Raw genomic sequence first — 24,577 nt, forward strand, 5'->3', positions numbered from 1 at the left:
CGCATGCCTGAAAACGACAGGTTGCGCGTTTTGTCTTATACTCGGGGCAAAGGAGCTGGGAAACATGCAAACCGTATATGATGCAACCGTACAAAACGCAGCGGGAGAAACTGTTTCATTAGGTGACTATGCGGGGCGTGTCCTCGTGATCGTCAACACAGCAAGTAAGTGTGGGCTCGTCAAACAACTTGGCGAACTACAGGCATTGTACGATAAATATGATGAGCAAGGAGTCACGGTGCTTGGCTTTCCGTGCGATCAATTCAATCAGCAGGAATTCGCGAGTCAGGAAGAGACGATGCAGTTCTGTCAGCTGAACTATGGTGTGACGTTTCCGATGTTTCAGAAGATCGACGTCAATGGACCAAATGAGCATCCGCTTTATACATTTCTAAAACGCGAACGCTCCGGTTTACTGTCGTCGAAGATCAAATGGAATTATACGAAGTTTTTAATCGATCGCCAAGGACGTGTCGTGCAGCGGTTCAGTCCGGTCGATTCCGTCCAGTCGGTTGAAAAAACCTTATCTTTGTATCTATAATCCAAGTAACCGTCCGACGCGAGCCGTTGGGCGGGACGAACGAATACCCTACCTTTGGCGAGGTAGGGCTTTTTTTATGTCATTCAACGCTAAACGAATCAAATGAATACGTGACAATCGCATCGCTGCGCTTATGCCCGAGATCGGTCAGAACCGGTGGACGGGGGGACAAGACATGAAAATCCTGCTCGAACGCCCGAAGCCAGTAATGGACCCAGTCTTTTGTAGGATCGAGATTCATCATTTCACGTGCGAACGTCAGCAGCTTTGAATCGGTCAGCGTCAGAAGTGGAATCGAGTTGATCTCGACATCTTCTTTTAGTTCATAGAGGTCCGGTGAACGAAGCAGAATCGCATCCGCCTCGAAGGTCAATCGGAAGTAATTACAGCTGTAGTCGCCGACGATGACCATCGTCTCCTCCGTATGCCCACGAAAATGAAAGATCAATCGGTTACCATTTGCGACATCGATCAAGAACTGATTGAGTCCGATGTGATAATCTTCGCGAAATTGTAGTTTCTCAAGCGTGATTTCTTGCATGATTTAGCCTCCAGTCCGAGTTTGTCGTTCTTCTGTCAAAACGGTTTGCCGCGCTGCTAGGCGAGACGAACCAATCAATAAGGCGATTCCGAGTAATAATAACGAGATTCCGAACCAAGCCGTACCACTTAATTCTTCACCAAGGACGAACACACCAAGCAAGGCGGCAGTCAGCGGCTCACCGAGCGAGAGCGTGACGGCAGTCGACGATGGTACGTTCGACAGTCCTTTCGCGAATAACCAGTAAGCGAGTCCGGTCGCGACGACGCCAAGATGGAGGCTGATTCCGGCACCACGTGACGTGAACAACCAGGAGAGGTCGAATAAAAACAGCAGAGGCGATAACAGCAAAGCGCTTGTCGTGAAAATGACGGCAACGACTGACAGCGGTGCGTGTGTCTTGACGAGGTCTCGACTGACGAACGTGTACCCGGCAAACGACAGTCCGGCACCGAGTGCAAGGATGATTCCGATTGGATCAATCGCAACCGTTCCTTGATTGTTCAAAAGCAACAGACAACCGGTGATCGATAGTCCGGTCGATGCCCACCACAGCAGCGCTGGACGTTTCTTGAGGAACAGCCACTCGATACAGCCGGAAAAGATCGGCGCGCTACCGATCGCGACGACGGTACCTACGGCGACACCGGTCATCAAAACAGCCGAGAAGAACAGCGGCTGGTAAGCCGCCATGCTGACGGCAGCGAGTAAAATCGTCCGCAACGGCCAGTCTCGTAACGTCAGCTTTCCTTTGAAGAGAACGAGACAGAGTAAGAACAGTCCACCGACAGCCAGACGAACGGCACCAATCGCGATCGGATGTGCATCATTCGGCGCAAAGGCTTGTGAGGTCCCCGTCGTGCCCCAAAAGATCGCAGCGAGTAATATGAGTAACATCGATGATGATTTAGACATGGGTCACCTCTTCGAATACAATTTTCCGAACGATATTAGAACGAGAATACCACAGAATGAGTATGGGAGAATACACCAAATAATCGAAAAAATGGTATGGTGTATAGGGTGAAGTCATAACATTCACGAATGCGAAGATGAAAAGGATGGGACGCATGAAAGAAATGAACCAAATCGAAGCGGTACTTGAAGTCTTATCACAAAAAATCAATCACGGGTCGACCTTTATTCAGCGACGATACGACACTGGAGTCGCTCAGTTCAATTTGAATGACCCGGTGACGGAACAGGCGATTCAGTCATTTGAAACACAGTTCAACCTAACGTTACCAAGTGAATACAAAACATTCCTCCGTTTACATGACGGAGCGGAGTTGTTCATGATTCAAGGTCTCGGCATCGAGCTCTATCCGCTTGAAAAAGTCATTGAAATGACGATCCAGGCTAAAGAGGACGACCTGATCGATGAAGACTATGATCACTTCTTGATGATTGGCGAAATGAACGAAGGATATGTCTTGATCCAGACGGAAGATGCGAAGACGGATGAGACACCGTATATGCACTGGATGTTTCATGAGTTATCGACAGAGGAGACTGACCCGATTGGACAGAACTTCGGCACGTTCCTCGAGTATGCGATCATTTCGCAAGGCGATATGTTCTGGGAGTTTAAGGACTTCTCGATTGCAACGAATGATTATTATGTAGAGGACTACAATTCCGAAGAAGAAGTGAGCAAACCTCGACCAATCCGCTTCGTCGACTCGGTTCGCGTTGAAATCGAGTATCCGATGGCGAAAAGGGATGCGTATTTCTCGGTTAAGATTTTCGAAGGGAAACAAGAAAAAGAACGTCTTGGCAGTAGCTACGACTCGGATTCGCGCTTTGAACAAGTGATGCAATCGGTTCGAGAATATCTAATGGCAGAGCGATTCCAGTATTCGTCGATCATGGTCTTTCAAACGGAACATCGTTTTTGGCAGAACGAGGACGAGACAGGTGATCCGTTGATTCGTAACCATAATCCGCAACGTCAAGGACTGAGCTTCGATGGATATCGTGCCTTCGTTGAAGAGCAACCACGACCACTTCCAGGGTGGGAATGATACAATCACTGTTTGAATTCGATGATTTTCACCATCGAAACTCAAAATAAAGTTTTATCTTGTATCCCCTTATCTTTCAAAAAAGAATTGACAATGAACTGGATGAATCTGTATGCTAATCAAAATTACATAATCAAGGCAATGACGAGAAGAGTAGGAAGAAATTGACGGTGCCAAGCGAGTCCGAGATGGTGAGAGCGGATGACCGGGTTTCTCTCTGAAAAAAGCCTCCGAGCTTCGTACGGATTCCGATATGGATGATGCTACGATGGGTTCTCCCATTATCGAGAGCATGTATGATTGTACATGTGAAGGTTCGTCTGGTGACAGGCGGACGAACAAAGGTGGTACCACGGGAAGCTGATTCTCGTCCTTTAGGCAACTAACGGGCGAAAATCAGCTTTTTGTCTACTACTGGAGGAATCATCATGCACTGGGCAGAACACACTGCAAGAACCATCATCGAGCGTCAGCCAGGTAAAGAGACATACGTCTGTGCTGCCGGGATCAGTCCATCAGGTCCCGTTCATATCGGCAATTTTCGAGAAGTCGTCACGACGTACTTCGTTGCGCGTGCGCTGCGAGACCTCGGTAAAGATGTCCGCTTTTTGTTTTCATGGGACGATTACGATCGCTTCCGCAAAGTACCCGCGGATGTCGATCAAGCATTTACTCGATACATCGGGATGCCTTATAACGCCGTTCCGGCACCGGATCGATCCGACATGAGTTACGCGACGTACTTTGAACAGCAATTCGAAACGATGCTGACAGCATTCGAGATCACACCAGACTACCGTTATCAACACGAAGCCTATACGTCTGGCATTTATGCTGAACAAATCATCCACGCGTTTCGCCATCGTCACGCGATTTATAACATCTTGATCGACCATAAGACAGCGGCAGGATCCGATGATGAGCGAGCAGCGTTTTACCCGGCGACCGTCTATTGTGCTGCTTGTGGAACCGACGCCACTACCATCGATGCGTTCGATGAAGCTGAAGCCACGTACCATTACAGCTGTCGATGTGGTCATATGGCAACGGTCGATATGTGGACGGAACATCGGATGAAATTGAACTGGAAAGTCGACTGGGCGATGCGATGGGCACATGAAGGAGTCGATTTCGAGCCGGGTGGAAAGGATCATTCGGCAGCAAACGGAAGTTACACGGTTTCGTCCCGGATTGCGCAAGAAATATTTCAACAGCCGGCACCGCTCTATCTCCCTTATGAATTCATTCGTCTAAAAGGGGAGTCGAAAAAAATGTCGAGTTCAAGCGGTGGTGTCTTGACTCCGCAAGATCTACTCGCCGTCTATCCACCGAGCATTCTTCTGTTCTTATTTGCGAAACATCGTCCGAATCACGCCTTTCATATCGGGATCGATGAAGATGTGTTACGCAATTACAGTGAGTTCGAGCGTTTTGTCGCACACTCATCGCGTCAATCCGAAGACATTCAGCAAAGTCTGCGTTGGAGTCATCGTGGAACTGCTCATCTTGTTTCGTTTACGCAGTTGACGATGATTGGTCCGATGGTTGGTTTTGACCCTGATTTGATTGAAAATGTGTTTTGCGCGAGCGTTCCGCCTCAACAGATTGACCGTGCTCGTACTTTCGTTACGCAATGGTGTCCGGAGCGGGAACTTCATATCAGTTCTGTTCCGAATTATGAACTACATGCGCAACTGACGGGAACGGAACAGGACTGGATCCAACAATTCGTCGTTGCTCTCCGATCGGATGAAGACATCCTCTCTGCCTTTTACCGTTTGACACGGCAAGCTGAAAAAAAGGAGACGCTTCGCCTGCAGAAACACTATGCGACGCTGCTCTATCAACTAACGATCAATCAATCTTACGGACCACGCATCCCATTACTCGTCGCGACGATTGGTCGGGAGCGAATGTCTGCGTTACTGGACTTTGCGAATGAGGAAATTACGACAAGCAGGAAATCAAGAGACCGAGTCTGAAAAAGAAGGACAAAACCTTATTTTTATATATCGAAATTTAATTTCAAAATTGAATAAATAATATTGAATTAAAATTTCTTAATTGTATAATAAAGGGAGGGAAGAGAAAGGGTGAAGCAGATGTTAGATCAATTAGCAACGGAACGTCGAAATGAACAGACGATGCAACTCGATGAGATGACAGTCGAAGATGTCTTACGGGTGATGAACGCTGAGGATCAAACGGTCGCGACGGTCATTCGGGAACAAATTCCTGTCATCGCGGAAGTCGTCAAACATGTCATTGCATCATTCAAAAACGGAGGACGCTTGATTTACATCGGTGCCGGTACGAGCGGACGGCTCGGGATTCTTGATGCGGCAGAATGTGTGCCGACGTTCGGGGTCTCACCAGACATGGTCGTTGGTTTGATTGCTGGCGGCGAACGCGCGTTAATCAAGGCGGTCGAGGGAGCAGAGGATAGTCGGACGCTTGCCGTCGACGATTTGAAAGCGCTCCAGCTAGAAGCACGTGATACAGTCATCGGGATCGCAGCAAGCGGTCGGACGCCGTATGTCATCGGCGGGCTTGATTACGCGAAGGAAGTCGGAGCGGTGACGGCAGCGATTTCTTGCAACACGGATGCGGTCATCAGTGGGCACGCGCGTTATGCGATCGAAGTCGAAACAGGTCCGGAAGTCTTGACGGGGTCAACAAGACTAAAGGCTGGAACGGCACAAAAGCTCGTCTTGAACATGATTTCGACAGCAGCGATGATCGGTGTCGGTAAGGTCTATCAAAACCTGATGGTCGACGTCCAGTCAACGAACGAAAAATTGGAGATTCGGGCGAAGCGGATGATTTGTGAGGCAACAGGAGTCGATGCCGTAACGGCGGAGCGTGTCTTTAGTGAAGCGCACGGGCACGTCAAGACGGCGATCGTCATGATTCTCGCGAATGTTCCGCATGCGGAAGCCGTCGAACGATTACAGCAAGCGAACGGATTTGTCCGAGACGCACTCTAAGGGGGAAACACGATGAAGAAGGAAGAAGTGCTGGCACACGCGATTCTTGAGCACGTCGGTGGAAAAGATAATCTCCGGCAGCTTGCGCACTGTATGACGCGGGTTCGTTTATCGTTAAAGGATCCGACGCAAGCAAATATCGATGCGTTAAAACGGATTGATGGGGTCATGGGGGTCATCGATGACGAGACGTTACAAATCGTCGTCGGTCCGGGAACGGTCAATCGGGTAGCCGACCACTTAAGTCGCGAAACAGGACTCGCAATCGGGGAAGAGTCCGTTGATCCGAACTTGACGCCAGAAGAACGGGCAGCCGTCGAACGGCAAAAAGTAAAAGCAAAACAACAGTCTCCGTTCAAACGCTTCTTGCGCCGAATCGGGAACATCTTCATTCCGCTCATTCCGGGTCTTGTTGCTTCCGGTATCATTAACGGTGGTGCGAACTTCGCAAAAAATGCGGGTGTTGATGAAACACAGACATGGATGCAGATTTTACTACTGATCGGTGGGACGGTCTTTTTATATCTCGCAATCCTCGTCGGGTGGAACACGGCGAAGGAGTTCGGCGGTACGCCGGTGCTCGGGGCAATCGCTGGTGGGATTCTATTCAACCCCGTGCTTGCGGATATCACGATTTACGGGGAACCGCTCGTTGCGGGCAGGGGCGGATTGTTTGGTGTCATCTTCGCCGCTTGGCTGATGACCTATCTTGAGAAACACATCCGTCGCTTCATGCTCGCATCGATCGATATCATCTTTACGCCATTGTTGACGGTGCTGATTGTCGGATTTGCCTCGCTCTATGCGATCATGCCGGTTGCTGGACTGCTGTCAGACGGTATCATGAAAGCAATCAATGCCGTACTTGAGGTCGGTGGACCACTCGCCGGGGCAGTACTGGCCGGCTTCTTCCTACCACTCGTCATGGTCGGTCTCCACCATGGACTGACACCAATCCATCTCGAGTTCTTGAACACGATTGGCAACACGCCACTCTTACCGATTCTTGCGATGGCAGGAGCGGGTCAAGTCGGGGCGGCAATGGCGATTTTCGTCAAGACGCGCAATCCGCGCCTGCGTAACATCATTAAAGGTGCGATTCCGGTCGGTTTCCTTGGAATCGGTGAACCGCTGTTATACGGTGTTACGTTGCCGCTCGGTCGTCCGTTCGTAACGGCATGTCTCGGCGCAGCAGTCGGTGGTGCCTTCCAAGCAACGATGAAGACGACGGCGCTTGGAGTGGGCGTATCCGGTTTGTCATTGACACCGTTGATCGACAACGGAATGTACTTGACGTACATCGGTGGTCTCGTCATCTCGTACGCGGCAGGATTCCTGTTCACGTATTGGTTCGGTTTCAAAGAAGAGATGGCAGACGGTATTTAAGGTGTTGACCAGCAGTTGAATCCTTCTCAAAAGAAGGAATCAGCTGCTTTTTCTCTAAGTAGAGAAGAGAAGGAGTGAGTCGATGAAAGGATTATCAATCTATTTAAGTGAACCGATCACAGACGAGACGAGCGAGTGGCTACAGCGGATGCGCGCTGTTGGCTTTACGTCGCTCTTTACATCGCTACATATTCCCGAGGACGATTCTTCACTGTACGTCGAACGCTTGCAAGCGCTCGGTCGCTTAGCACGTGAGCTCGGATTCGAACTCGTAGCGGACATCGCACCAGCGTCGCTCGCGACACTTGGGAAGACATGGGAGACGGCAGCGACGCTAACGGACTGGGGTGTGACTGGACTGCGTCTTGATTACGGCATCAGTCCGCAGCAAATCGCAACGTTATCGAACCAAATGATGGTTGCGCTGAACGCCAGTACGTTAACAGCAGACGAATTGACCGAGATGAAGGCACATGGTCTGCGAATCGATCGAACGGAAGCGTGGCATAATTTTTATCCACGACCGGAAACGGGACTCGACCGGACATGGTTTGACAAAAAGAATGCCTGGTTGCAGACGCAAGGATTACGGGTTCAAGCGTTCATACCGGGTGACGAGACACTCCGTGGACCGTTGTTTGAGACGTTACCAACACTTGAAGAACACCGAAATGCGGCACCGTTCGCCAGTTACATCGACTTACAATCGACCGTTGATCGAATTCTTGTTGGGGATCCACGATTGACGGAGGCGACGATTCGGCAATTCGAAGCAGAGCAAGACGGAATTATCGTACTGCGGGCACTCGCGAACGGACAGCAAGCACAACGGGAGACGGAAACGAATCGGTTTGATCCGGCGCGGGATGTCATTCGATCCGTCGAGTCGCGGATGAAGCCGTCGACGATCGATCTAACACCGCAAGATCCGTCTGCCCGTCCGCTTGGAACGATCACGATCGATAATGAAAAATACGGGCGATACGCGGGCGAGGTTCAAATCACGAAACGTAATTTGTCGGCAGATGAGCGGGTCAACGTTCTCGGACGCGTGATCGAGATCGATCAACCATTGATTGCACAGCTTGGTCCAGGAAGTAAGTTTCGAATCGAATGGGTGACGCCATGAAGCAGCTCGTTGCGGAACGACTCGCCTATCTGTACCGAGGGGAGTTGTTCACGGTCGTCACGATTTTACCGCTGAGTTGGTTTGGTAATCGTGTCTTTCCACGACTGCAGTTATTTGAACTCAGTGCCTTTTGGATGTCACTGTTTTTGTTTGAGCTGTTGTTGATTCAAGGAGCTTGGTATTGGTACAGCAAGTCAAGGCGTCTGAAGAAGGAAGGAACGTCAGTCACCCCGGTACCCGTCGTCCGACGATTACGTCACTGTCGTGTCATCAATCTGGCGTTGATCGTCCTGACAGCGTGTGCGTTCGGAATCGATTGGATGCGTTTCCGATCTGAGCTTCCCGTCTCCGGAACACAACTTGCCTTGTTATTATATGTATTCGCAATTCTTGAATATATCAATTATTTCCATATCCAACTTATGTACGATAACCGGTCAGATGTGCAATACTTAATACGGAACAGACGTTTGAAACGATCAGCATTGAATAAGGATATGCAACGACTTCGCCAAGTAGTCTAAGGGTTCATAGAAAATAGGAGGGATTGTATGCTCGATATGCTCATTCGTGGCTATCGAAAGTTACGGAAGTTAAGAGGACGTTAAGAGGGAGGATATTATCAATGAAGTGGATCAATCGACCGACACGTATCGAACAGGAAACACCATTACGCTTCATGACGGATCCGGATACGGATTTTTGGCGCAATACTCATTATCAGTTTAACCGTCTGACGGGGCATGCACTGTTGCAGGATGCACCGGAAGGAGAGTTCAAGTGCCGAATCGAAGTAAAATTAAATCCGAATGCGACATATGATCAAGCAGGGATTTTGCTTTATGTGAACGACGATCACTGGGTGAAGGTCTCGGCTGAGTTCATTCCGGATGGTCCATCACATCTCGGTGCCGTCGTGACGAGCTTCGGGTACTCGGACTGGTCGTGTCGGGATGTCGACAATACGCTGTTTGACGCACCGCTTGTCTTTGAACTCCACTACCTCAATCAAGACGTCACGTTGTATCACGTAACAGGAGAGCACAAAGAGCAACTCCGAATCGCACACTTACATGACGTGACCAATTTGAAGATTGGACCGTATGCGTGTAGCCCGGATGTAGAAGCGGCAGGGTGTGAAGTGGAAGTGTTAGATTTCTCATTAGAAACAATTGTTAATTAAAACGCCATAGCAAATGGACCGATGTCAGGCATCGGTCCATTTTTTGATCGTAACTAGAGACTAATTAAAACTTAGCTGCTTGTTCCGGCATCTGCCCTGTATAGGACGATTGTGGTCTGAAGATCCGGTTGTCTTGCGATTGTTCGAGGATGTGTGCCGTCCAGCCAATGATACGGCTAGAGGTGAACGTCGGTGTGAACAGTTCTTTCGGAATGTCGAGTCCTTTTAAGACGGCTGCCGCGAAGAATTCAACATTCGTATACAGTTTTCTACCCGGTTTGTATTCCTCGAGTAAATCGATTGCTGTTTGCTCCATTTGTGTAATCAGGTTGAACCAATCGCTCTCTTGTGCGAGATCCTTTGAGACGACTTTTAAGGCTTCTGAACGCGGATCGCGTGTTTTGTAGACGCGGTGACCAAAGCCCATCAGTTTTTCACCTTTCTCTAACTTGTTCCGGATCCACGGTTCGATGTTGTCGATCGTTCCGATTTCATCAATCATCTCAATGACTTCTGACGGAGCACCACCATGAAGCGGTCCTTTCATTGATCCGATCGCGGCACAGACGCCAGAAATCATTTCCGATTCCGTCGAGACGACGACACGGGAAGCAAACGTCGAAGCATTCATACCGTGTTCAATCGTTAGGATCAGATACGCCGTCAGCGCTTTGATCTCAACTTCACTCGGCAATTGTCCTTTGATCATATAGATATAATTCGCGACGTGATCAAGTTCCGGATTCGGTTCGATGAAGTCAGCACCTTGATTTTTTTGATATTTATAGGCGATGATCGTTGGTAAGAGTGCTGTTATGTGCATCGCTTGATCGATTGTCGGTGGCCAAGCGAAAGCGGGTGTACCGAGTGCCGAGATTGCTGTTCGCATCGTACTCATGACATCCATCTCGTTCGGCAATGTATCGAGAATCGTCTTAATATAAGAAGGAAGTTCACGGTAGCTCGTCATCTGCTCTTTGAACGTGACCAATTCCGCTTCAGTCGGGAATTCACCATTCCAGATGAAATACGCTACTTCTTCGAATGAATAGGATAATGCGAGTTCCTTTGCCCAGTGTCCGCGATAGATAAGGTGACCTAACGTTCCATCGACTAAACCGATTTGTGTTTCAGCGGCAATGACGCCTTCGAGTCCCTTTTTGTATTCCATCTTCAACACTCCTTTTCTAATATCTACTGTCAGTATGACTTACAACGATACCAAATCACCAGTTATTTGAATGCGTTTCCAAAATTATTCTGTGGAGCACTATAATTAGAGGGCATTCTGTTTCATGAAACAAATCAAATATATAGTAGCCATGAAGGAGTACATATGAATAAAGCCATGATCATTCGCTTATTGGGATTTTTCTTTGTATTACATGTCTTTTTAATGATCGATATTTTCTTTTCAGTGAGCCGAACGATTCTTGAGCCAATGGCATTAGTCGTTGCTTCATTGACCATGCTCATTCCCGTAAAACGATTTAAGCCACTAGAAGAACAAACGCTGTCGGTTTTCAAATCGAGTCTCGTTGTCGTATTAGGAATGCTCCTGATGGGCGGATTGTTCTTACCCATCGTATTCCTCTTTGGATGAGTAACTATTGATCCGAAAATTTCACCAGGCGTTATTTAGGAATACGACGTGGAATAGACGTATTTTTGGCTTAGATGCCTGATTTGTTCGACTATGTGAGATTCTAAATGACTGGTGGAGTCAATGGTGTGATCTGCGTAAAAACGGAGTGATTTATGGCTTCCGATCATGACCGCATATTGTGCTCCTTTGAATAGCTCGATATCATTCGCGTCATTCCCAAAAGCAATGTACCCCTCGCTCTCGATACCGAGTGATTGTAAAGCAGTCCGTTTATTGATGCTGGTCGGACTGATATCCAATACTTGTTCCGATCCATGATAATGAACAACGACATCCATTCGAAGTAGCTCGTTTTCTAAGGATTTCAGATTGTTGGCACTCAAAATGAGAATTTTTATGATTCGATCATGGTGAGCTAGCGGAACATTTTGTGCCGTCTTAGCCGGATCTAGATTGTTCAGGATGGGATGGTCTTGTGGTCCGTTATATGTATAATCCCAATCACTATCGATTAAATATGTGGCTTTATGCTTGTCGAGTAATTCTGTGATAGAAGAAAGCTCACGATCGTCGAACGATTTGGACTGAACGATTGTTTGTTCCGATGCGACCAACGATCCGTTTCCGCCGATTAAGATATGGTCGTGGAATGAAGGATGAATGACGGGTAGCATGTCACGGATAGGACGTGCTGAAGCAAAAATCACACGGTGTCCGTCGTCCTCGACTGCATGAAGCGCCTGTACGATGTCTTGAGACATCGGTTCGCCTTTAAAACAAATTGTGCCGTCGAGATCAAATACAAAATTCATAAGCAACCCTCCAAAAGTCAGTTGATGCACTTATCATAACAAATATTTACAGATAACATACCAATTCTTTATTTTGAGAAAACAAAAAGACTCCAGTCAATCCTGAAGTCTAATCATTGGTACCTTATGCTAAAAACGTATCTCGCTGGTCCTGACGTTTATCAATCATGATCTGTGCTGCCGGAATGTTAGCAGCCTGCAACACATTAATCGTGTCACGGAGAAATTCATCACTACCAACGATGTAAAATAACCCTTCCTTGTCCTCTGTCATCGCTTTGACAGCATCGTAGTAGGCAGCGCGACTCTCAACATAAGCCGGGCTAAACTGCTCATGCGAAGGAAGCTGAGTTTTGAATAGTTCAGTTTGCGCAGAATCGACGTTCAACGAGTGCATGTGCGGAATGCCACTTCTATCAGCCTGATGTTGCAAGATGATCGGACGAAACGTTGCCAGACCAACGCCGGCTGACAGTAAGTACACCGTACGATTTTCCCGGCGTAGCGGAATATTCGAGTGCGTCTTAAACAAAGCAATCTTCTCACCCATTTTCAGCTGCCGAAGTGTCTCCTTAAAGACGGAACATTCCGGTTTGATCCGCGTCGTGATGCCGATCGTTTCTTCATGAGGGAGCGTCGAGATCGACATGTGCCGAATCAGACTGCGGTTCGGCTTTTCGCCTGCATTAAACCCTTCTAGCGCCATATGCGTATGGGCGCCCTCTTCCCAAACGAAACCATCTGGACGTTTCAAGTGAAACGTGTAAGTGTGTTCTCCTTCTTGCGTTACCTGTTCTAGGGGTAGCCAATCGATCTGCATCATTCATTCCTCATTTCTATATAAAGTATCAATAGACAGCAATCGGACCGTATGGACCTTCGATGATCTCAAGATGGGTCTCGAAGATCTCGGATAATAGCGCTTCATCCATGACTTCGGCGACCGTTCCGAAGGCGGCGATTTGTCCGTCCTTCATCGCACAAATGTGGTCTGCGTATTTCGCAGCAAAATTGATATCGTGCAAGACGGTAATGATCGTCCGTCCGAACGTATCAGCGACGTGTCGCAGATAACCCATCATCTGGACCGAGCGGGCGATATCAAGATTATTGAGGGGTTCGTCGAGTAGAATGTATTCCGTTTCCTGACAGAGTACCATCGCGACATATGCCCGTTGCCGCTGCCCGCCCGATAATTCGTCGAGGTAGCGGTTCTCAAGCGATGTCAACTCGAGAAAATCGATGTATTTCGAGATGATCGTCTCATCGTCAGCCGTCAAGCGACCTTTTGAGTAGGGGAAACGTCCGAAGCCGACGAGCTGCCGGACTGTCAGCCGGGTCACGAAATGATTTTCCTGCCGCAGGATGGTGATGATCTTCGCTAAGTCTTTCGATTTGCTACTCGTCACATCCATACCAGCGACTTCGATCTGTCCGTCATCGAGATCAAGCAAACGACCGATCATCATCAACGTCGTCGACTTACCGGCACCGTTTGGACCGATCAACGCCGTGAATCCGCCTTTAGGAATCGTTAAGTCGATTGGACCGATTCGGACCTCATCCGTATACGATTTTTTAACTTGTTCAAGTGATATCATAGGGACCTCTTTCTAAGCAACACGATAAGGAATATCAGTCCGCCGAACAGTTCGATGATGACGGAGACGACGCTTGGCGTGTTGAAAATGTGATACATGAAGAAATAGGCAGTCGTCAAAACGAAGAAACCAATCGCGAATGCCATCGGGAAGACGTATTTATGATCGTACGTCGCAGCGACCTGATAACTGAGTGTCGCCACTAAAAAGCCGAAGAACGTCAACGGTCCAATCAATGCCGTCGACATCGACATCAGGAGTGAAATCAGAATTAAGAAGTAGATGACACTGCCACGATGGTTGACGCCGAACGATGTCGCGACCTCTTTACCGAGTGCGACGACGTTGAGTCGTCTTGACGAGAAGAAGAGCAACAGACCGACGATGAGGACGACTGGAATGACAATCGGGAAGTAGGACGCGTCGGCATTCGTGACCGAACCGAATAATCGTGCTTGTAAGATATCGAATTCGGACGGTGCAAGCATCTTTCGCATGAATGACGACAGCGAGTTCAGACCCGTGCCGAGAATGATTCCGACGAGCAACATCAGCTGCAGGTTCGCGTATTTTCCGGACAACAACCATCCGTATAATAAGAGGCTCATCGCGAGCATGATTGCGACCTGTGTCAAAAAGGCGCTCGTGCCGGTAAAGCCGACGAGTGCTCCCGCACCGAAGAAAAAGATCATCGATGTTTGGATCGTCGAGTAGAGAGCATCAAAACCAAGCAGGGACGGTGTGATGATCCGGTTACTCGTGACCGAATGAAAGGCGACGGTCGCGAGACTTTGGCAAATTGCTGCGATCGCCATCGTGATGACGGCGGTGATCCGGCGTTCGACGACCGGCCAAAAGGACGGAGAATCAAACGGAACCGGATTGTTGTAGAGCAAGAGACCGATCGTACTGAGCACTCCGCCGCTGAGGAACAGGATTAGGAGAATCCAGTAGCGGCGCTCGAGTCTTTTCGACTGAAACGCAGACGCCTGGCGATTGGTTTCACGTGTAACGCTCGGTTGAATTCGTGTATGTTCCTGTTGTCTAATCGCGGTACTCATCTGACACCTCCAGTCTTCCGTCGACGTAACAGAATGATGATGAAGACGGCTGCCCCGACCGTTCCGAGAATCAAGGAGACCGGTAGCTCAAACGGACGGATGATCGTGCGTGAAATCAAATCACTGATTAAAATCGTCGCCATCCCAATCAGACAGACCCACGGCAGATTACTACGGAGATCGTCACCGCGAAACATCGAGACGATGTTCGGAACGATCAAGCCGAGGAAGGGCAGATTGCCGATGACGGTCGCGACGACACCGACGGATAGGGCAATCAGCCCGGTCGCGATCAGCATCAGCCGATTGTAGTTGACGCCAAGACTCGTCGCAATGTCTTCGCCGAGTCCGACGAGCGTCAAGCGACTCGCGAGAAAGAAGATACAGACCGTGACACCGATGATGATCCAGAGATATTCGTAGCGACCGATTTGGACGGACGCGAACGAGCCGACGAACCAGCCTTCGATCGCTTGGCTGGCACGGAAGAACAACCCGAGGAACGTCGAAATCGCGGAGATGACGGCTCCGAGCATCAGACCGATGATCGGAACGATCAACGATGACCGCAATCGGACTGAACGGAGAAACCAGAAGAAGACCATCGTCCCGATGAACGCAAACACGATGGCTCCGCTCATCCGCATCATCAATGACGGTGCCGGAACGAGTAAGTAAACGGCTAACAATCCGAGTCCAGCCCATTCGATCGTTCCTGTCGTCGTCGGTTCAACGAGGCGGTTTTGCGTGATCAGTTGCATGACGAGTCCAGCCATCGCCATCGCAGCACCGGTCAGCATCAAGGCGAGTGTCCGTGGAACACGTGTGATCCAGAACATATCGAAATCGTTCGCGGCACTCCGCAGTTCGTAGACGCCTGTGAAGAGGGACGCGGTTGCGAGCGCTAAGACGAGACATAAGGTCAAGACGAACGGCTTCGTCCAAACGACAGAAAAGGAAGGTCGAGCGGGTGGCTCAACTCTTCCATTCATTTGTTGCTGTGCGTGTGCCATTACTTCTCGAGCGCTTTCGCGATGTCAGTGAAGAATTCCGAGTACGTCTGAATCGATTCATTCAAGTACGTATCTTTCGGTGCGTAGACGATGTTGTCGTCTTTGATTGCTTTTGTTTTCTGCAGGGCAGGCGCACGGTCGATGACGTCTTGCGCCGGTACGGCACCTTCTGCGTTTCCAAGTGGTGCGTCACGATCAAGGACGAGTAACCAGTCCGGGTTACTTTGAGCGATCGCTTCGACCGAAACTTCGTCCCCTTGGTCGTTACCTGATTTTTGTTTGACTTCGAGGGCTGGTTTCCAGTCGAACAAATCATACATCGGTCCGAAGACACGTCCACTCATCGGAGCCGAGAAACCGATATCGCCACCTGAGACGATGACCGACATGATGCTGTCCTGTCCGTTATATGATTTTTTAACGTCTTTGATCGATTGCTCGAGCGTCGTCACGAGCTGATCCGCTTCTTGTTTTTTATCAAAGATCTGTCCGAGTGTTTCAGTCGTATCTTCAAGTCCTTTGACGAGTAACTCACCTGGTGTACCGGAGTCTTCCGGTAAAGTGATGTCAAGGTCGATGACAGCGGCGTTCGGAACGAGTTTTTTGATGTCTTCATAATGATCAGCGAAACGTTGTCCGACGATGACGACGTCCGGATTAACACCAGCGATCGCTTCGAGATTCGGTTCGAAGTGCATGCCGACATCGACTATATCCTTGTCTTTCGCATACGGTGACTCAGCCGGGAGCAGTCCGACTGGTGCTGCTGCAAGTTCGACGTCCCATGCGGCAAGCGTCTCGAATGTCCGGTTGTCGAGTGCGACGACCTTCTTCGGATCAATCGGGACGTTGACCGTTCCGTGTGCGTCCTTGATTTTGACCGTCTTCGGTGCTTCCGCGTCCTTCTTCGTGTCTGCTTCTCCTGCGTTCCCGCATGCCGCCAGTAAGACAGCAAGCGAACTCACGACGAGTGGTGTTTTCCATTTCCCCATGATGATTCAGCTCCTCTTGTTAATTTGATAACGCATGGATCACGGATTAAGTAGCAGATGGATTATGTAGTTCTATCTGAGTCATCTGTTCTTAATAAGTGATAATGATTATCATTGTCATGTTCACCGAGAATGATAGCAGACGATTTTAGAAGACGCAACGCTCATTTCCAGCCAAATGGCTGTCCGAATTTTTACCTTCTATAAACTATACGAAAATAAAAAAATGATAATCTTTCTCATTTAGGACTAGAATTAGGACCATCGAACGTTTTTTACAAAAACAGGTTTAAACGATAGTCAAAAGAGAAAGTGGTAATAAATGTAACCTTTTCGTTTTTCAAATCAGAGACGCTGCAGAAGATGACTTCGAAATGAGGTGCTGTATGAATCAACCATTTGAAGACTTGAAGATGTATCAAAATTTTGATGAATTGGCAGATGATGTCCTCGATTTTGCGAAAGAAATTCTACCCGAGCAGATGCTTTATTTATCAGCGATCGAAGCAGGACAACAACGGATGTTGAAGATTGCGAACGACAAAGCAGATATCCCGATGGTGGAAGGCATGCAGATTGAATTGAACCAATCGTTATGTAAGCTGATTGATTTCGAAGCGAGACAGCCGGTCGTGCTCGAAGATATTCCGAACGCGGAACAACTCGGCGACTGGCGAAAGGGTTTGGAGGACGCTCACGTCCGGTCCTACTTGGGTATTCCAATCGTCTTGACGAGCGGGGAGACGTTCGGCACATTATGTGCGATCAATAATCGGGTCAGCTTGTATGAACAGAAGAATGTTCAGCTGTTGCAACGGATCGTCCGACTCTTCTTGTACTATTTGGAGCTTGAGCGTCATGCTTGGAAGGATGCGTTGACAGGACTGCATAATCGACGGTACTTAACGAAGCAGTTCGAGGAGCATCCCGGGCAGACAGGGGCCGTCTTCTTCCTTGATCTCGATGGCTTTAAGCAGGTCAATGACGTCTATGGACACGAGACGGGGGACATCGTCCTGCAAGAGGTCGCACAACGCTTGCGACAGTTCGTCCGCGAACAAGACGACGCGATGGCCGTCCGACTAGGCGGTGATGAATTCATCCTCCATTTCGGTCATTCGGATTCAAAGGCAGGGTGGGAACGACTCGCAGAGCGGATCGTCACTGCGTTAAGTGAGTGGGAAACGGACTACCGCGTGTCGACGAGTATCGGAATCGTGATGTATGACACTGCGTTCCGTCCAGAGTTGCAGGCCTTATTACAACAGGCGGATGTTGCGCTATATGCCGCTAAGTCGTCTGGGAAGAATACGTATCAATTTTATGAGTTAGTAAAAGAGTGAAGACTATCAATCTGAAGAATATTTATTCGGTATAGAACAGGGTATTTGGCTTATTATAGTAAAATATAAATAAAAATTAAATCGCTTGTAAAACACTCATGTGACGAATGAGTGTTTTTTTGTTCTCAAGAATTAGAGACAGTTTTTTGTTAATAGCAAGAACAAACATCAATCGTAAACGCTTACAAAAAGATGGTGTTTTCGTTTTATACTGAATGCGTAGGAGGCCTCCACTTATGTTGCTGAACGAAAAAAGTAAACGAATCCTTCATGTGATGCTTCATGAAGAAATCGTACAAATTCCATTTTTATTAACAATCTTACCGTATTCTAAACGAACTTTAGAGTATGAAATCGAACGTATTCAAGAATGGCTTGGATATCATCAATTACCGTTGATTGATGTGAATGGACCGATTTTGACGATTCCATCTGATAAGGGAATTGGAGAGAAATTAGAGAAAGCTGAATTAATCTTTTCGGAAGAAGAACGTGAGTTGTTGATCACATTCTATACGATGGTGGAAAAAGATTTTGTATCTTCCGTTCATTATCAGCAGTTGTTAAATGTATCGAAGTTTACAGTGCAAGAAAGCTTAAACGCCGTGAAAAAAGACGCGGTTCAATTTGGGATTACACTCAATTATTCTCGAAAAGATGGATATCACTTCTATGGGCATCTACAAACGATTTATTTGTATATGTACCGAGCGATTGAGCGATTAATTCGACTTTCTACGAAAAACGATTTGATGTCTATGATCATTGATGATTGGTCAGAGCGTTTAATTAAAGCGAAACAACACATTGAATCATATGAAGCAGAACAACAATTTCAATTTGTAGAAGAGCATCGAGAGAAACTATCTTATTTTTTGATGTTAGGTCGATCAATAGCTATCAAGGAAGTTGTACCCAGTGAAGAACCGCTGTTCGTGAAGAACATTGATTCAACTCTCATTTCTTATTTCGAAGAACGGACATTATTTGTTGATACGTTAGATCTCCTTATCCAAAGTGGTCCGAAGGTGGAAGAGGAAATTCAAAAAGATCTTCATGCTCGTCTTTTCAAAATCATGCATGAGGTGATTACTCATTTTGAGACGATTTCTTGCACTTTCATTATCGAAAAAGAGGCTCTTTGTGAAAAGTTAGTACTTCACTCCAAAGCTACGATGCAGCGCCTCTATTCAGGCTTGGAATCATCATCAGAATTAAAGCGGTATGTCATGGAAGAACACCAAGTATTACATGTTCTTGTATCGAAAGCGTTAGAACCATTCCGCAAGTTGATGAATCAAGACATACCAGATGTCGAAATTATGTATTATACGCTTCACTTTGCCACACATCTAAATCAGCAAGGAGAGCAATTGGATAAAAAGCTAAAAGCAATTGTTGTCTGTCCAAGTGGGATTAGTGTATCGCATATGCTCGATTACATTCTAAAAAATCAATTTCCTGAGATTGTATTTTTACCACCGGTGTCACAACGTGAAGTGGGTCAATTCGTGGAAATTATCGATGTGATTTTTACGACAGTTCCGTTAGAAGAGAGTATTCATTTGCAGGCAGATGTCATGCTTGTACCTACCTTGCCGACACGTTTTGAGCAAATTACATTAAGACGGTCGGTGGAGCAGCGTTTTCTAAAACGAAACCAATCAGATGAAATTCAATTGGAGGATTTGATTGCTGTCATCAAACAACATGCAACAATCCAAAGTGAATCAGCGTTACGACAGGAATTAAATCAGCTGTTATATCCAAGACAACCAAAACTGCTACAAGGAGGGCAACCGGTGCTAAATGATTTAATCACAACAAACCAAATACAGATACACCAACGAGTGGAATCATGGATGGATGCCATTCGAGTGGCAGCAAGTCCTTTACTACTTGAAAAGAAAATTCAACCAGCGTATATCGAAACGATGATTCAAAACGTTGAGTCTCATGGTCCATATATTGTCTTAATGCCAGATGTGGCGATTCCACACGCACGACCGGAAGACGGTGTACTTCAACTAGGAATGAGTATTTTGAAATTAGAAGAACCTGTTTTATTTCCACAAGATAAAGAAGTACGTCTGTTTTTTGTTCTTGCAGCCATTGATCAAATAACGCATCTAAAAGCGCTAAGCCAACTGACGAATCTTTTAGGAAATCAAGCAGATGTCACACGTTTGCTAGAGGCAAGCTCTGTAACAGAAATCGAAACAATCATTGAACCATATTCTGAGGAGGACTAAATCATGAAGAAAATTTTAGTAGTATGTGGAAACGGACTTGGATCAAGTTTTATCATGGAACTTAACGTTAAAAAGGCACTTGAACAAATGGGGAAAGAAGCAGATGTTTCTCATACAGATCTTTCGACTGCACAAACGGAAGCGGCTGATATTTATTTAGGTGCAAAAGATATCATTATTTCGCTCGACAACGGTACTCGTGACATTGTTGCTCTTGAAAATGTCATGAATATCGAAGACATTAAGGCACAACTAAGTACGAGACTTTAAGTAACAACACATAACAGAAGGGGGGACTGACATTGCTTGATTTACTTATGCGAGATATTTTAGGAACGCCAGCAATCTTGCTCGGTATATTTGCTCTTGTTGGATTACTGTTGCAAAAGAAGGATATTGCAACAGTTGTTTCGGGGACACTGAAGACAATCATGGGCTTTATCATTATCGGAGCAGGAGCCGGTGTCATCATCGCAGCACTTGAAATCTTTAGTAAAATGTTCGATCACGCATTCAGCATTCGGGGAATCATTCCAAATAACGAAGCAATCGTAGCAGTTGCTCAAGATGCATTTGGTGTAGAGACTGCAATGATCATGGTGTTCGGAATGGTCATGAATATTGTTTTGGCACGGTTTACACCATTCAAGTACATCTTCTTGACTGGACATCATACGTTATTCATGGCGAGTTTACTTGCAGCAATTCTTTCGGTGTCCGGATTGAGTGGTGTTCTATTAGTTGTTGTAGGATCAGTTCTTCTAGGATTATGTATGGTTCTTTTCCCAGCCCTCTTACAACCATTTGTTCGACAAATCACTGGTTCTGATGACTTTGCAGTCGGACATTTTGGTTCTCTTGGATACTTCATCTCTGGAACAATCGGAAAATATGCAGGAAATAAAGAACACTCAACGGAGCAAATCAAAGTTCCAAAACAACTAGGATTCTTAAGGGATACATCCGTTGCTGTTTCTTTGACGATGACGCTATTGTTTGTTGTCGTTGCAGTATTTGCTGGACCAGGATTCATTGAAAAAGAATTATCGAGTGGGTCGAACTACATCGTTTTCTCTATCATTCAAGCTATTACGTTCGCAGCAGGAGTATACATCGTACTTGCCGGTGTTCGGATGTTAATTTCAGAAATCGTACCAGCGTTCAAAGGAATCGCGGATAAACTCGTACCGAATGCAAAACCGGCACTAGATTGCCCGACAGTATTCCCATTCGCACCAAACGCGGTCATCATCGGTTTCCTATCCAGTTTTGTCGCTGGATTGATTTCAATGTTCTTCTTACCTTTACTCGGATTATCAATCATCGTACCTGGATTAGTACCACACTTCTTCACGGGTGCTGCTGCTGGCGTATTCGGTAATGCGACGGGTGGAAGACGAGGTGCAATACTTGGCTCATTTGCAAATGGTATTCTGATTAGCTTTTTACCGGCATTCCTCTTACCACTGCTCGGCAATCTCGGATTCGAAGGGACGACATTCGGGGATTCTGACTTTGCGTTCGTCGGTATTTTGATCAGTTGGATTGTTTCTCTATTCAGCTAAACGGGTTCCATTGCATCTTATTTCGTTATAAAAAGTTGTGCGTTTCATTTCTAGTTACACTAAAAAGACCTGACGCTTCTGAATCTCTTCAGAAACGATCAGGTCTTTTTAGTTGCCATGAAGTCGATAGACGATCCGAATGATATCCTTTTTCGGAAGATCAGGGTACTTGAGACATAACGTCTCGACGCATGTCACGGGATCGACATCTTCTAACAAGCGGGTGGCTTCCTTTACGACTGGATCATGTGGTTCGGTGACTTCGGAAGCTTTAACAGTGGAGTCGCTCGATTGATGAATCAGGTAAAACAATAGCGTATGTACAGATACGAGCACGACTTTTGTCGCAAGCGAGATTGTAATGGACTCCACGTAGAGATCCATCCAAAGTAAGACGCTCAAACTGACGGAACCGTTCACGACAGCAATCAGTATGTTCGAGAAACGACGCTTAAACAGTCCGTTAAGCGCACGCATCATCCCGTCGAAGACGACGCTGACGAACAGGCTAGCGAGATAGAAGCATAAAAGAAACACTAGACAACCAACGAACGAATCGTAGGACACATCTCCGACGTAGAAAATCAGTCCATCGATCATCAGTAAAGGGAGCACTAAGAGCAGACTGAGCAACACAAGCGAGACGGAGGAAACCAGTCGTGACATCCTATCATCCTTTCCGTGCAAATGATTTCGTTAGACAAGAAACGCAGCATACAAACTAGGATACCGCTTAACACAGTTGATTACAATTATTGACATAAAAGAGGCGTACACAGATCGTTGCTCAGTTAAGCGTGGAAATCCTGTCAAAAAGCGTCTTTACGACCAGTTAAAAGCTGGATTATCCATTGACAATCCTTACCTTCCCCTCTTACAATTGAAAATGATTATCAATACAAGTTGGGAGTTCTGCCTACCATGAACGTTAACCGTAAAAAATTACTGATTTCTACCGTCTCGATCCTGTCTTTGACATCATTATTGATCGGCTGCTCGAACCCGGGCGAGTCGACAGGAGAGCGAAAAGATAAAGATACATTGACGCTCGCGTGGCCACGCGACGTCGGAACGATGAACCCGCACGTCTACAACCCATCACAACTGTTCGCGCAGTCGATGATCTACGAACCACTCGTCCACTACGGGGAAGGTGGAAAGCTCGAGCCATACTTAGCCTCGTCTTGGAAGATTTCTGAAGACGGAAAAACGTATACGTTTACGCTTCGTGACGGCGTCAAGTTCTCGGACGGTTCGACGTTCGACGCAGCGATCGTCAAAAAGAACTTTGATGCGATCCTCAAACAAAAAGCCTTACATAGCTGGCTTGGCTTCATCACGAAAATCGAGAAGACAGAAGCTGTCGATGCGAAGACGTTCCGCCTGACATTATCCGAAGCCTATTACCCGACGATTCAAGAGCTCGCGGTCGTCCGCCCGGTCCGTTTCCTCGGAGAAGCGGGATTCCCGGAAAACGGCGATACGTCGAAGGGTGTCAAAAAAGAAGTCGGAACAGGTCCATGGATGCTCGACGAATACAAACCGGATCAGTATGCGACGTTTAAGGTCAACAAGAACTATTGGGGTCCGAAGCCGAACGTCGATCACATCAAGGTTGACATCATCCCGGATGCGGAGACACGTGTCTTAGCACTCGAAAAAGGACAAGTTGATCTGATTTACGGTGAAGGGGCGATCAGCATCGATGCCTTCAATCAGTTAAAGACGGATAAATCCTACAAGACAGAGATGTCCGAACCAGTCGCGACGCGTCTCCTCGTCTTGAATACGAAAAATAAACGTCTGTCTGACGAACGCGTCCGCCAGGCGCTCCAGCACGGGTTTGATAAAGCCGCTCTCGTCGAAGGGATCACGTCGGGAATAGAAGCACCAGCTGACTATCTGTTGCCACCGAACATGCCGTACACGTCGAACCTGAAAGTGAAGCAACGGGATTATGACGTCACGGAAGCGAATCGTCTTCTTGACGAAGCAGGTTGGAAACTGCCGAAGGGTGAAACGATCCGCGTCAAGGATGGTCAACCGCTGCAAATCGGGATGATGTATGATGCGGCCGAGCAGGTCCAAAAGGCGATGGCCGAAACACTCCAGTCGGAATGGTCGAAAATCGGCGTCGAGCTGAAGACGGAAGCCGTCGAACTGCCGGATCAAGTCCAGCGCTTCAAAGACAATCGATTTGACATCAACTTCTATAGTAACTTCGGTGCACCGTATGATCCGCATACGTTCGTGAACCTGATTGATACGGATGGCTTCGGCTTCAAGGAAGCGATTTCGGCTTATCCGAATAAAGAACAACTGTTGCAAGATATCAAAGATGTTTTGAAGACAACGGACGAGACGAAACGTCAGAAGATGTACGCCGATATTCTGCCATCACTCCAAGATCAAGGAGCATTGATTCCGATTTCGTACTTGAAGAAGATGGCAATTTATCAGTCGGATGTGACGAACTTCCAGTTCCCGGCGAACCGGGATGAGAGTCCATTTGCTCGGATCGGCATTAAGTAAAGGAGGGAT

At 47.3% G+C, this 24,577-nt stretch carries 24 protein-coding genes; 14 read left to right on the forward strand and 10 right to left on the reverse strand.

Annotated elements, in window-relative coordinates; genetic code table 11:
- Nucleotides 1-64 precede the first annotated feature (64 nt).
- The gene (locus K7G97_RS06815; protein WP_058265298.1) at nucleotides 65-541 is read left to right on the forward strand and encodes a glutathione peroxidase; all 477 of its coding nucleotides are present in this window, start codon (nucleotides 65-67) and stop codon (nucleotides 539-541) included.
- 79 nt (nucleotides 542-620) lie between these two features.
- Here the strand turns inward: K7G97_RS06815 and K7G97_RS06820 are convergent, their stop codons facing one another.
- Both K7G97_RS06820 and K7G97_RS06825 read right to left on the reverse strand, forming a co-directional pair.
- A complete protein-coding gene (locus tag K7G97_RS06820; RefSeq protein WP_223041714.1) occupies nucleotides 621-1,082 on the reverse strand; it encodes a hypothetical protein in 462 nt (153 codons plus the stop codon).
- Nucleotides 1,083-1,085: 3 nt separating this feature from the next.
- Nucleotides 1,086-1,997 carry an EamA family transporter gene (locus K7G97_RS06825; RefSeq protein WP_223041715.1) on the reverse strand — a complete coding sequence of 304 codons (912 nt, stop codon included), beginning with the start codon at nucleotides 1,995-1,997 and terminating at the stop codon, nucleotides 1,086-1,088.
- A 155-nt stretch (nucleotides 1,998-2,152) separates the two neighbouring features.
- On the opposite strand from K7G97_RS06825, the gene K7G97_RS06830 reads away from it, so the two are divergent.
- The 7 genes from K7G97_RS06830 to K7G97_RS06860 all read left to right on the forward strand — a co-directional run bounded on the left by K7G97_RS06830 (nucleotide 2,153) and on the right by K7G97_RS06860 (nucleotide 9,791).
- A complete protein-coding gene (locus K7G97_RS06830) occupies nucleotides 2,153-3,106 on the forward strand; it encodes an SMI1/KNR4 family protein (RefSeq protein WP_262415811.1) in 954 nt (317 codons plus the stop codon).
- Between the two features lie 428 nt (nucleotides 3,107-3,534).
- Nucleotides 3,535-5,088, forward strand: a complete 1,554-nt coding sequence (gene lysS, locus K7G97_RS06835; RefSeq protein ID WP_223041716.1) for a lysine--tRNA ligase — start codon at nucleotides 3,535-3,537, stop codon at nucleotides 5,086-5,088.
- Nucleotides 5,089-5,208: 120 nt separating this feature from the next.
- On the forward strand, nucleotides 5,209-6,093 hold the full coding sequence (gene murQ / locus K7G97_RS06840; RefSeq protein WP_223041717.1) for an N-acetylmuramic acid 6-phosphate etherase: 885 nt from the start codon (nucleotides 5,209-5,211) through the stop codon (nucleotides 6,091-6,093).
- Nucleotides 6,094-6,105: 12 nt separating this feature from the next.
- Complete coding sequence (locus K7G97_RS06845) at nucleotides 6,106-7,479, forward strand: PTS transporter subunit EIIC (RefSeq protein ID WP_133208152.1); 1,374 nt, start codon at nucleotides 6,106-6,108, stop codon at nucleotides 7,477-7,479.
- 82 nt (nucleotides 7,480-7,561) lie between these two features.
- The gene (locus K7G97_RS06850; protein WP_223041718.1) at nucleotides 7,562-8,608 is read left to right on the forward strand and encodes a DUF871 domain-containing protein; all 1,047 of its coding nucleotides are present in this window, start codon (nucleotides 7,562-7,564) and stop codon (nucleotides 8,606-8,608) included.
- The gene (locus K7G97_RS06855) at nucleotides 8,605-9,132 is read left to right on the forward strand and encodes a general stress protein (RefSeq protein ID WP_214722850.1); all 528 of its coding nucleotides are present in this window, start codon (nucleotides 8,605-8,607) and stop codon (nucleotides 9,130-9,132) included. Before K7G97_RS06850 ends, K7G97_RS06855 begins: the two co-directional genes overlap by 4 nt.
- A gap of 101 nt (nucleotides 9,133-9,233) precedes the next feature.
- Nucleotides 9,234-9,791, forward strand: a complete 558-nt coding sequence (locus tag K7G97_RS06860; protein WP_223041719.1) for a DUF1349 domain-containing protein — start codon at nucleotides 9,234-9,236, stop codon at nucleotides 9,789-9,791.
- A 64-nt stretch (nucleotides 9,792-9,855) separates the two neighbouring features.
- On the opposite strand, the gene K7G97_RS06865 is transcribed toward K7G97_RS06860, so the two are convergent.
- Nucleotides 9,856-10,962 (reverse strand): citrate synthase/methylcitrate synthase, encoded by a 1,107-nt coding sequence (locus tag K7G97_RS06865; protein WP_223041720.1) that lies wholly within the window; start codon nucleotides 10,960-10,962, stop codon nucleotides 9,856-9,858.
- A gap of 177 nt (nucleotides 10,963-11,139) precedes the next feature.
- Here K7G97_RS06865 and K7G97_RS06870 point away from each other — a divergent pair, with 177 nt between their 5' ends.
- Nucleotides 11,140-11,394 (forward strand): hypothetical protein, encoded by a 255-nt coding sequence (locus tag K7G97_RS06870; RefSeq protein WP_223041721.1) that lies wholly within the window; start codon nucleotides 11,140-11,142, stop codon nucleotides 11,392-11,394.
- A gap of 35 nt (nucleotides 11,395-11,429) precedes the next feature.
- On the opposite strand, the gene K7G97_RS06875 is transcribed toward K7G97_RS06870, so the two are convergent.
- The 6 genes from K7G97_RS06875 to K7G97_RS06900 form a co-directional block, all read right to left on the reverse strand.
- Nucleotides 11,430-12,209, reverse strand: coding sequence for an HAD-IIB family hydrolase (locus K7G97_RS06875; RefSeq protein WP_223041722.1), 780 nt, complete (start codon nucleotides 12,207-12,209; stop codon nucleotides 11,430-11,432).
- Between the two features lie 124 nt (nucleotides 12,210-12,333).
- Nucleotides 12,334-13,032 (reverse strand): dihydropteridine reductase, encoded by a 699-nt coding sequence (locus K7G97_RS06880; RefSeq protein ID WP_316499797.1) that lies wholly within the window; start codon nucleotides 13,030-13,032, stop codon nucleotides 12,334-12,336.
- A gap of 25 nt (nucleotides 13,033-13,057) precedes the next feature.
- Nucleotides 13,058-13,810, reverse strand: coding sequence for an iron ABC transporter ATP-binding protein (locus tag K7G97_RS06885; protein WP_223041723.1), 753 nt, complete (start codon nucleotides 13,808-13,810; stop codon nucleotides 13,058-13,060).
- Nucleotides 13,807-14,871: an iron chelate uptake ABC transporter family permease subunit gene (locus K7G97_RS06890; protein WP_223041724.1), complete on the reverse strand. Its 1,065-nt coding sequence runs from the start codon at nucleotides 14,869-14,871 to the stop codon at nucleotides 13,807-13,809. Before K7G97_RS06890 ends, K7G97_RS06885 begins: the two co-directional genes overlap by 4 nt.
- Nucleotides 14,868-15,863 carry an ABC transporter permease gene (locus K7G97_RS06895; RefSeq protein WP_041255397.1) on the reverse strand — a complete coding sequence of 332 codons (996 nt, stop codon included), beginning with the start codon at nucleotides 15,861-15,863 and terminating at the stop codon, nucleotides 14,868-14,870. Before K7G97_RS06895 ends, K7G97_RS06890 begins: the two co-directional genes overlap by 4 nt.
- 20 nt (nucleotides 15,864-15,883) lie before the next feature.
- Nucleotides 15,884-16,876 (reverse strand): siderophore ABC transporter substrate-binding protein, encoded by a 993-nt coding sequence (locus K7G97_RS06900; RefSeq protein ID WP_223041725.1) that lies wholly within the window; start codon nucleotides 16,874-16,876, stop codon nucleotides 15,884-15,886.
- A gap of 386 nt (nucleotides 16,877-17,262) precedes the next feature.
- Here K7G97_RS06900 and K7G97_RS06905 point away from each other — a divergent pair, with 386 nt between their 5' ends.
- The 4 genes from K7G97_RS06905 to K7G97_RS06920 all read left to right on the forward strand — a co-directional run bounded on the left by K7G97_RS06905 (nucleotide 17,263) and on the right by K7G97_RS06920 (nucleotide 22,036).
- On the forward strand, nucleotides 17,263-18,219 hold the full coding sequence (locus K7G97_RS06905; RefSeq protein ID WP_223041726.1) for a sensor domain-containing diguanylate cyclase: 957 nt from the start codon (nucleotides 17,263-17,265) through the stop codon (nucleotides 18,217-18,219).
- Nucleotides 18,220-18,455: 236 nt separating this feature from the next.
- Nucleotides 18,456-20,471 carry a BglG family transcription antiterminator gene (locus K7G97_RS06910; RefSeq protein ID WP_223041727.1) on the forward strand — a complete coding sequence of 672 codons (2,016 nt, stop codon included), beginning with the start codon at nucleotides 18,456-18,458 and terminating at the stop codon, nucleotides 20,469-20,471.
- A gap of 3 nt (nucleotides 20,472-20,474) precedes the next feature.
- Entirely contained in the window at nucleotides 20,475-20,741 is a 267-nt protein-coding gene (locus tag K7G97_RS06915) for a PTS sugar transporter subunit IIB (RefSeq protein ID WP_223041728.1), read from the forward strand.
- A 32-nt stretch (nucleotides 20,742-20,773) separates the two neighbouring features.
- Entirely contained in the window at nucleotides 20,774-22,036 is a 1,263-nt protein-coding gene (locus K7G97_RS06920) for a PTS ascorbate transporter subunit IIC (RefSeq protein WP_223041729.1), read from the forward strand.
- Nucleotides 22,037-22,144: 108 nt separating this feature from the next.
- On the opposite strand, the gene K7G97_RS06925 is transcribed toward K7G97_RS06920, so the two are convergent.
- Complete coding sequence (locus K7G97_RS06925) at nucleotides 22,145-22,702, reverse strand: hypothetical protein (RefSeq protein WP_223041730.1); 558 nt, start codon at nucleotides 22,700-22,702, stop codon at nucleotides 22,145-22,147.
- 255 nt (nucleotides 22,703-22,957) lie between these two features.
- On the opposite strand from K7G97_RS06925, the gene nikA reads away from it, so the two are divergent.
- Nucleotides 22,958-24,568 (forward strand): nickel ABC transporter substrate-binding protein, encoded by a 1,611-nt coding sequence (nikA, locus tag K7G97_RS06930; RefSeq protein WP_223041731.1) that lies wholly within the window; start codon nucleotides 22,958-22,960, stop codon nucleotides 24,566-24,568.
- Nucleotides 24,569-24,577: the final 9 nt, after the last annotated feature.

The organism is Exiguobacterium acetylicum (genome assembly GCF_019890935.1).
Taxonomy (GTDB): Bacteria; Bacillota; Bacilli; order Exiguobacteriales; family Exiguobacteriaceae; genus Exiguobacterium_A; species Exiguobacterium_A abrahamii.

Coding starts and splice junctions, on each gene's coding strand:
- K7G97_RS06925 (WP_223041730.1), bottom strand. CDS start 22,702: ATGTCACGACTGGTTTCCTCCGTCTCGCTTGTGTTGCTCAGTCTGCTC.
- K7G97_RS06845 (WP_133208152.1), top strand. CDS start 6,106: ATGAAGAAGGAAGAAGTGCTGGCACACGCGATTCTTGAGCACGTCGGT.
- K7G97_RS06850 (WP_223041718.1), top strand. CDS start 7,562: ATGAAAGGATTATCAATCTATTTAAGTGAACCGATCACAGACGAGACG.
- murQ (WP_223041717.1), top strand. CDS start 5,209: ATGTTAGATCAATTAGCAACGGAACGTCGAAATGAACAGACGATGCAA.
- nikA (WP_223041731.1), top strand. CDS start 22,958: ATGAACGTTAACCGTAAAAAATTACTGATTTCTACCGTCTCGATCCTG.
- K7G97_RS06900 (WP_223041725.1), bottom strand. CDS start 16,876: ATGGGGAAATGGAAAACACCACTCGTCGTGAGTTCGCTTGCTGTCTTA.
- K7G97_RS06895 (WP_041255397.1), bottom strand. CDS start 15,863: ATGAATGGAAGAGTTGAGCCACCCGCTCGACCTTCCTTTTCTGTCGTT.
- K7G97_RS06860 (WP_223041719.1), top strand. CDS start 9,234: ATGAAGTGGATCAATCGACCGACACGTATCGAACAGGAAACACCATTA.
- K7G97_RS06855 (WP_214722850.1), top strand. CDS start 8,605: ATGAAGCAGCTCGTTGCGGAACGACTCGCCTATCTGTACCGAGGGGAG.
- K7G97_RS06875 (WP_223041722.1), bottom strand. CDS start 12,209: ATGAATTTTGTATTTGATCTCGACGGCACAATTTGTTTTAAAGGCGAA.
- K7G97_RS06915 (WP_223041728.1), top strand. CDS start 20,475: ATGAAGAAAATTTTAGTAGTATGTGGAAACGGACTTGGATCAAGTTTT.
- K7G97_RS06885 (WP_223041723.1), bottom strand. CDS start 13,810: ATGATATCACTTGAACAAGTTAAAAAATCGTATACGGATGAGGTCCGA.
- K7G97_RS06825 (WP_223041715.1), bottom strand. CDS start 1,997: ATGTCTAAATCATCATCGATGTTACTCATATTACTCGCTGCGATCTTT.
- K7G97_RS06870 (WP_223041721.1), top strand. CDS start 11,140: ATGATCATTCGCTTATTGGGATTTTTCTTTGTATTACATGTCTTTTTA.
- K7G97_RS06910 (WP_223041727.1), top strand. CDS start 18,456: ATGTTGCTGAACGAAAAAAGTAAACGAATCCTTCATGTGATGCTTCAT.
- K7G97_RS06830 (WP_262415811.1), top strand. CDS start 2,153: ATGAAAGAAATGAACCAAATCGAAGCGGTACTTGAAGTCTTATCACAA.
- K7G97_RS06890 (WP_223041724.1), bottom strand. CDS start 14,871: ATGAGTACCGCGATTAGACAACAGGAACATACACGAATTCAACCGAGC.
- K7G97_RS06905 (WP_223041726.1), top strand. CDS start 17,263: ATGAATCAACCATTTGAAGACTTGAAGATGTATCAAAATTTTGATGAA.
- K7G97_RS06815 (WP_058265298.1), top strand. CDS start 65: ATGCAAACCGTATATGATGCAACCGTACAAAACGCAGCGGGAGAAACT.
- K7G97_RS06880 (WP_316499797.1), bottom strand. CDS start 13,032: ATGATGCAGATCGATTGGCTACCCCTAGAACAGGTAACGCAAGAAGGA.
- K7G97_RS06865 (WP_223041720.1), bottom strand. CDS start 10,962: ATGGAATACAAAAAGGGACTCGAAGGCGTCATTGCCGCTGAAACACAA.
- lysS (WP_223041716.1), top strand. CDS start 3,535: ATGCACTGGGCAGAACACACTGCAAGAACCATCATCGAGCGTCAGCCA.
- K7G97_RS06820 (WP_223041714.1), bottom strand. CDS start 1,082: ATGCAAGAAATCACGCTTGAGAAACTACAATTTCGCGAAGATTATCAC.